Consider the following 1,662-nt stretch of genomic DNA (forward strand, 5'->3'; position numbering starts at 1 on the left):
GGCGGGCGCAGGGGCAGGGCGGGGGGCGGGCCCTGCGGCGCGGGAGGGGCGGGCTGAGGGGCCCGCGCGGCGCGGATCTGTTCGACGAGGTGCAGGGTTTCGGGGAGGGGCTCGAGGCCCAGCTCCTGCCGCAGGGTGCCCTTCAGGCGCTCGAAGCGCTCGAGCGCGGCTTCGCGCTCGCCCAGCAGGTAGTGCAGCCGCATCACCTCGCGGTGGTGGCGCTCCTGGAGGCTGTCCTCGGCCAGCAGCCGCAGGTGGATCTCCAGCGCCCCCCGCCAGTCGCCCCGCGTCTCGAGGTTCTCCGCCCGGTACAGCAGGGCCCGCTGCCGCTGCCGGTCGAGCTGCTCGCGCCAGCCCTGCAGCCACTCGGCGAAGCCGGCGGCCCCCGGCAGCTCGAGCCCCTCGAGCAGCGGCCCCCGGTATACCCCCAGCGCCGCCTCGGCCTCGCCGCGCTCGAGCAGCGCCTGGAAGCGCGCCACGTCGATCTCCAGCGGGCCCTCCAGCCCCACTGCCTTCTCGTCGGCGCGCAGGCGCTCGCGCAGGGCCGTCTCGCGCAGGCGGTGCAGCTCCCGCCGCAGGTTGCGCCGCGCGCTCTCCTCGTCGTTCTCGCTCCAGAAGAGGTCGGCCAGCCGGGAGCGGGAGGCGGGGCCCTCGAGGGCCAGATAGGCCACCAGGCCCAGCGCCTTACGGGTGGGCAGGGCCAGCGCCTCGCCGCCCAGCCACAGACCGCCCGGGCCCAGCAGTCGCAGGGTCAGGGGCAGGGGGCCTGCCGAGCGCGGGCTCGAGGGGAGCATAGGGCCTGGGCCCAGTGTAGCCCCTCCGCCAGGCCGCCCGCCCCGGGAAACCGGCGCCCTGCCCCGAACTCCTCTTCACTGAACCCGGTTCAAATTTGCGGCAAATCCCCGCGTGTGCCCGGCCTGGAGCCGAGCCGGGCACGGCTCCAGCTCGTTTCTTAGCGACAATTCGCGACGAGCCGGTCCGGCGGCCCCGTCCCCGAGGGGGCTCCGCCGGCCTCGGCCCCTTGTTGACATCTCCCGTGTCCCGGGTATCATTCCTTTACCAGCCACCGCAAACGTTTGCAGGCTTCCGCCTGCAAACCTGTAAACCTTCTGGTTCCAAAGGCTTCGTGAATGGACGTTTATCCGCCCGAAAGATGAAATCGATTGCATATGGTTAGCCTCGAGGAAGTCGCCAAACTCGCGCAGGTATCCCCCGCCACCGCCTCACGGGCCCTCACCCGGCCCGACATGGTCGCTCGAGAGACGCGCGAGCGGGTGCTCGAGGCCGCCCGGCAGCTCGGCTACCAGCCCAACCAGCTCGCCCGCAGCCTGCGCCAGCGCAGCAGCCGTAGCCTAGGCCTCGTCATCACCGACATCCTCAACCCTTTCCACGCCACCGTAGCCAAAGGGGTGCAGGACGCGGCCGAGAAGCACGACTACACCGTCTTCCTCTTCAACACGGACGAAGACCCCGAGAAGGAGCGCCGCGCCCTCAACGCCTTGCGCGGCCACCTGCCGCAGGGCTTGCTGCTGGTGCCCACCCCGAGGACCCGCGAGAACCTCAAGCTCGTCGCCAATCTCCCCTTCATCGAGCTCGACCGCGAGAGCGGCACCCCCGGCGCCCACAGCGTGATGGTGGACAACGTCGGCGGGGCCCGCGCGG

Annotated in this window: 2 protein-coding genes; one reads left to right on the plus strand and one right to left on the minus strand. The window is 71.8% G+C overall.

Annotated elements, in window-relative coordinates; all coding sequences use genetic code 11:
- A partial coding sequence (locus tag MEICH_RS23150; protein WP_275052613.1) for an AfsR/SARP family transcriptional regulator occupies positions 1–794 on the minus strand: 794 nt, incomplete at its 3' end.
- A gap of 375 nt (positions 795–1,169) precedes the next feature.
- On the opposite strand from MEICH_RS23150, the gene MEICH_RS23155 reads away from it, so the two are divergent.
- Positions 1,170–1,662, plus strand: a 493-nt coding sequence (locus MEICH_RS23155) for a LacI family DNA-binding transcriptional regulator (RefSeq protein WP_157202806.1), incomplete at its 3' end; no start/stop codon positions are given.

It is taken from the genome of Calidithermus chliarophilus DSM 9957 (genome assembly GCF_000430045.1).
GTDB classification, from domain to species: domain Bacteria; phylum Deinococcota; class Deinococci; order Deinococcales; family Thermaceae; genus Calidithermus; species Calidithermus chliarophilus.